This window comes from Deltaproteobacteria bacterium (assembly GCA_016930875.1).
GTDB lineage: Bacteria > Desulfobacterota > Desulfobacteria > Desulfobacterales.
The window spans coordinates 1-4,503 of sequence record JAFGFW010000098.1 but is presented as its reverse complement, the minus strand read 5'-3'; the positions used below and the strand labels follow the sequence as shown (position 1 = coordinate 4,503).

Annotated in this window: 7 protein-coding genes; all 7 read left to right on the top strand. The window is 45.0% G+C overall.

Annotation, left to right across the window (positions count from 1 at the left end; all coding sequences use genetic code 11):
* Positions 1 to 441: 441 nt before the first annotated feature.
* On the top strand, positions 442 to 822 hold the full coding sequence (locus JW883_09285; GenBank protein MBN1842455.1) for a hypothetical protein: 381 nt from the start codon (positions 442 to 444) through the stop codon (positions 820 to 822).
* Positions 815 to 1,033: a type II toxin-antitoxin system HicA family toxin gene (locus JW883_09280; protein MBN1842454.1), complete on the top strand. Its 219-nt coding sequence runs from the start codon at positions 815 to 817 to the stop codon at positions 1,031 to 1,033. Before JW883_09285 ends, JW883_09280 begins: the two co-directional genes overlap by 8 nt.
* 793 nt (positions 1,034 to 1,826) lie before the next feature.
* On the top strand, positions 1,827 to 2,255 hold the full coding sequence (locus tag JW883_09275; protein ID MBN1842453.1) for a nucleotidyltransferase domain-containing protein: 429 nt from the start codon (positions 1,827 to 1,829) through the stop codon (positions 2,253 to 2,255).
* Complete coding sequence (locus JW883_09270) at positions 2,242 to 2,688, top strand: DUF86 domain-containing protein (GenBank protein ID MBN1842452.1); 447 nt, start codon at positions 2,242 to 2,244, stop codon at positions 2,686 to 2,688. The genes JW883_09275 and JW883_09270 overlap by 14 nt, the downstream gene beginning before the upstream one ends.
* Before the next feature lie 270 nt (positions 2,689 to 2,958).
* On the top strand, positions 2,959 to 3,096 hold the full coding sequence (locus JW883_09265) for a hypothetical protein (protein MBN1842451.1): 138 nt from the start codon (positions 2,959 to 2,961) through the stop codon (positions 3,094 to 3,096).
* A gap of 571 nt (positions 3,097 to 3,667) precedes the next feature.
* On the top strand, positions 3,668 to 3,907 hold the full coding sequence (locus JW883_09260; GenBank protein ID MBN1842450.1) for an AbrB/MazE/SpoVT family DNA-binding domain-containing protein: 240 nt from the start codon (positions 3,668 to 3,670) through the stop codon (positions 3,905 to 3,907).
* Complete coding sequence (locus JW883_09255) at positions 3,904 to 4,368, top strand: type II toxin-antitoxin system VapC family toxin (GenBank protein ID MBN1842449.1); 465 nt, start codon at positions 3,904 to 3,906, stop codon at positions 4,366 to 4,368. The genes JW883_09260 and JW883_09255 overlap by 4 nt, the downstream gene beginning before the upstream one ends.
* The last annotated feature ends 135 nt before the right edge of the window (positions 4,369 to 4,503 follow it).

Here is a 4,503-nt window from a genome sequence, read left to right as displayed (position 1 = left end):
TCCTCAAAACTGCTCAAAAAGGCCGCAAAGAAAGACTATCATTGCTTTTCAGGACCTTTTGCCATGTTGTTTATGCAACTATAGGGTAGATCGAATCAACTTACAGATAGCAACAGTTAACAGCTTTCAGCGTTGAGCTTCTATTGCCGTGAATCGTGGGCAGGAGGCCTTCAAAGCATTGTCTTCGGCCCTGAGCAGAGAAACTTATAATCTAATGGACGTCCCCAAGTCGCCCCATGCTCTTTGCGCTATTGAGGAAATGAGAAAGTTAAAAAGTAAAGGACGTGCCCACAATTTTCCCAAGTCAGCCAAGTCAGCCTCACATTAACCATTAGGTTTATAAGTTGACAATGTCCCCAATTCCATCATATTTAACAGTAAAAATATGGACTAAATCAAAAATCCCCAAATTTCATTAGTCGCCAAGCTTGAGAGGCAGCCATGAAAGGTATGAAAGCAAAGAGAATAAGATTTAAAATCGGCAGTGTATGGGAAAGTCCGGCGCTACATATATTATTAACCAAAGAGAACGATGTAGTTGTTGCCCGCTGCTTGGATTTTACGGTTTCTTCCCATAGTAAAGATGAGAAAGGCGCTTTAAAAGCATTAGCTGATTCTATAAAGGAATATATTTTGACTGCGGTAGAAAATGATGCGATTGACACAATTTTTGATCCAGCACATAGTAAGTATTGGAGGATGTATAATGAATTGGAAACCAAACAGTCTTCCAGGAATCTGAAGATATCTATAAAGAAATCATTAATGTCTGTTTCCAATGACAATCTCCAGCAATCAACTGCCGAAATAGACTATGCCTAAGCCGCTAGAATTAAGGAAAGTAATAAAAATACTCAAGAGGTACGGCGTTGTTTATGTAACAGGAAAAGGTAGGCACCCCAAATTTTATGATCCCGAGACACATAAGTCTTACCCCATCAAATCCCATGGCAAAAAAACGCTTGCTTTGCCATATGCACTTGATGATCTGATAAAAAAGTTTGATTTACCTGCAGATGTTTTTGATAGATAAACCATGCCTCGCCAAGCCAGACCAGATAAACCAGACAAACGATCTCAACCATCTCAACGATAATAATGCTTTAAACGATAATAACGAACAAACAAGAGTCAAAAGTAGACATGATCCCTTTGTTTTTTTGACCCGTTTGTTTTCTCATTTCTACCGCGACGCAAGATATGGACGCAAAGCACACCCACCAGCATAAGAGGCTAAAAGTTTAAAAAAATGGATAGAAACGCATAATTTCATGGGCGTCCCACTGGATGGGACGAGACAGGCCGATATCAGTCACCCTGGGGAGCATTCAGTTTTTTTGCCTCCAACCTCAAACCTGACGCCTCAAATTCCGCCGATGGCGGGACTGGAACAAGGCTACAGAGGGGCGGACGCAATGAAAGTCATAACATCATAGACGTCCCCAAAAAATACCCACTGTGAGAGAAAACTGACTTGAAACGCAAAACCTAAAACCGGAAACGCCAGATATTGGCGGTGGAAAACAGAGAAACTTATAATCCAATGGACGTCCCCAAGTCACTCCTTAATAAATATCAAGTACTACCTATCGATATCGGTACTCACGATGAGGTTTATTAACTGGGTCGCCCTCTATTTTTTTGCCTTCAAGCTCCAACCTGACGACGCCTCAAAGAGCGCCGGAGGCGCTCATCGGCGTCCCCAATTGACCGTGAGCGGATAAACTTATAATCCAATGGATGTCCCCAAGTCACCACTAAGGGTGGTCCGCCGGCTTTTCCCTGTTATCCTTGAAAAAAACGTACGTTGTCTTATAGACTGAACCGTGAATAAGAAAAGAAAAAGCCTGGATGTTTCAGAAAAGGAACGGATCGTGGAAAAGATCTGTCTCTTTCTAGAAAGACAAGGTGATGAGATTGTGGTCGGCTATCTATTTGGCTCGTTCAACACGGCCGAACGATTTTCCGACATAGATTTGGCTGTACTGGTTAAGCATCATGAAAAGAACCCGGTTGATTTTGAGATTGATCTTGAGACACAACTGGAAAAGGTTGTTGGATACCGGGTTGACGTGCGTATCCTTAACGGAGCTCCCCTGTCATTTTGTCAGAGCGTTATTCGTAGCGGGAGAGTGATTTTGGATAGAAACCCGAACATGCGGGCAGACTTTCAGGGGAGAATCCTGAAGGAGTACTTCGATTTTTTTCCTTTTCGAAAAAGATATCTCAATGAGGTTGTCAATGCCCCTGTATGATCAAGAAAAGATGGTCAAGCTGGTCTCTCAACTCAGAAGAAGTGTTGCTCGCCTCAGGGAACTGGGCAAGCTATCCGAAGATGTATTCATTAAAGACCCCGATAAGCTTGGGAGCTCGAAATACCATTTCATAGTAGCTATTGAGTCAGCCATTGATATGTGCAACCACATCATAGCGCGCAATGGATACCGGGTTCCCGAGGACTATGGCGATACGTTCAGGGTTATGGGAGAAGTCGGCGCCATGGACGGGGATTTCGCCGAAGAGCTTGCCAAGATGGCGAAATTTCGAAATCGGTTGGTCCACCTGTACTGGGAGGTGGACGACGAGCAGGTGTACGAAATAATTCAGAAGCGTTTGGATGACTTCAAGAAACTGCTGAACTCTATTTCCAGTTTCCTGGGATGGGACGATCAACTGAGCCGGCCCTAGTGTTTGTTATCCTCAGACCCCGCGCCCTTTTGCCTTGTTGAAGCGAAGCACAAATCCCGCTTTCGCGACCCGCTTGCCGCGCCTGCGCCGTAGCGTAACTCGTACCAGGGTGAAATCCGAAGCCCATTTAAGCGGGGTCGGTCTTTCCGAACCTAAAACGTTGCTCCTGAAACAGTTCACCATTCCCAGGCTAAGTCATAAAAGCATGAATGTCCCGGAGAGATTCCTTTCCTTCTTGAATCTATTGAGGCCTTGTGTTAAAGGTTTCGTATGAAAGCAGATGATATTAGATCAGAAATCGACAGCATCTTGGCCCAGATCGTGGACAAATATCGGCCTCTGAAGGTCATTTTGTTTGGGTCGGCTGCTAAGGGGGAATTCGATGAAGTGAACGATCTGATTTTCTGATTCTTAAAGAAGATGTGCCTTTAACCGGTCTTGCCAGGATGCGTGAATTGGATGAACTGATAGAACGTAAGATGGCCGCTGATATGCTCGTTTACCGTCCGGATGAATTGGATGACCGTGTCAAATTGGGAGACCCATTTATCAAGAGCATTTTGAAAGAAGGTCGTGTCCTTTATGGTTGATCCTCAAGTCATCAGCGAGTGGTTAAAGAAAGGCGATGAGGATTTCGATTTCGGTGTGTCAGTTCTTGATGATTCGACCTTCTATGACGAGATCAAGAGCTATCTTGATACTTGACCTTGTCTTCAGTTCCTTCGCGAGTCGCCCCAAGTGTCTTTGGAGCTATACTTTCTACAAGCATGAATCTGATCCTCCTTTCCCGGCTAATCTTGTCAACCAGGAACTATCGGAAAAGATTCATGCTTTCAACGTTCTAGGCTTGAATGTTCCCCACAAATTCGTATGAGTAACCAACTTAAATGGTGCACTTTAAATTTGAATGTACCGCGGTTGACATCCCCCAAAAGAGGTGCTAAAATTCAATAATGCAGAAGAAGGGAGATGATGCTGCATGAATTCAGCTAAGGTAACAGTTTCTAGTAGGGGGTACGTTGTTCTTCCCGCCCGGCTTCGTAAGGAGATGGACATTAAGGCTGGTACAAAGGTTCTGTTGACCAAGGACGATGATAGGATTATCCTTCAACCGGTTTTATCTTTCACTGACAGGCTGTCAGGGCTCACCGCGAAGACTTTTGGCAAAACGGCTGAGGACGTCTCAGAGTATATTGACAAGGAGAGAGAAGACCGGTGAAGTTGTTAACGGCATCTGCACTGAAAAAGGCAGTTTCAGGGAAACGGGTGCTTGTCGACACCGATGTCATCATCTATTTGACGGACAATATCGAGCCTTATGCGGGTTTGTCTCGCCTCTTGTTCGAGATGGTTGAAGCAGGCGATGCCTTTGCTGTCATATCCATTGTGAGCGTTGCGGAGGTCATGCAGGGTCCCCTCAAGAAAGGGAACATGAAGACTGCTATTGCTGTGAAGGATTATCTCCTCAACTTCCCGAACACCATTTGCCAGGAAATCACCAGGGATGTTGTTGATAGGGTGGGCAATGATCAGCGCATCTCTTGGCCTCGGCTGCGAACAATAGATAGTCTAATCATTGCGTGCGGATTGGCACATGACGTAGACCGGGTTGTATCAAACGACGGCCATTTTAAAAAGGCGTTGCCGTCGAAGCTGGTCCTGGCATTGGACAAAACATGAACTGCATTGACCAGCAAGCCGGAGGAATCGAAATTTTTTTCGAATGGCTATCATATCCTGCGCCGGCAGGAAGGCTTGTTGACAAAAATCTCCCTCTCAGGGATTTTTGTCAAAAACTCTGCGCCTCCGCGTGCT

Bases quoted from the DNA above. Each gene is read 5' to 3' on its own strand.
- JW883_09285 (MBN1842455.1), top strand. From the start codon at position 442: ATGAAAGGTATGAAAGCAAAGAGAATAAGATTTAAAATCGGCAGTGTA.
- JW883_09280 (MBN1842454.1), top strand. From the start codon at position 815: ATGCCTAAGCCGCTAGAATTAAGGAAAGTAATAAAAATACTCAAGAGG.
- JW883_09270 (MBN1842452.1), top strand. From the start codon at position 2,242: ATGCCCCTGTATGATCAAGAAAAGATGGTCAAGCTGGTCTCTCAACTC.
- JW883_09265 (MBN1842451.1), top strand. From the start codon at position 2,959: ATGAAAGCAGATGATATTAGATCAGAAATCGACAGCATCTTGGCCCAG.
- JW883_09260 (MBN1842450.1), top strand. From the start codon at position 3,668: ATGAATTCAGCTAAGGTAACAGTTTCTAGTAGGGGGTACGTTGTTCTT.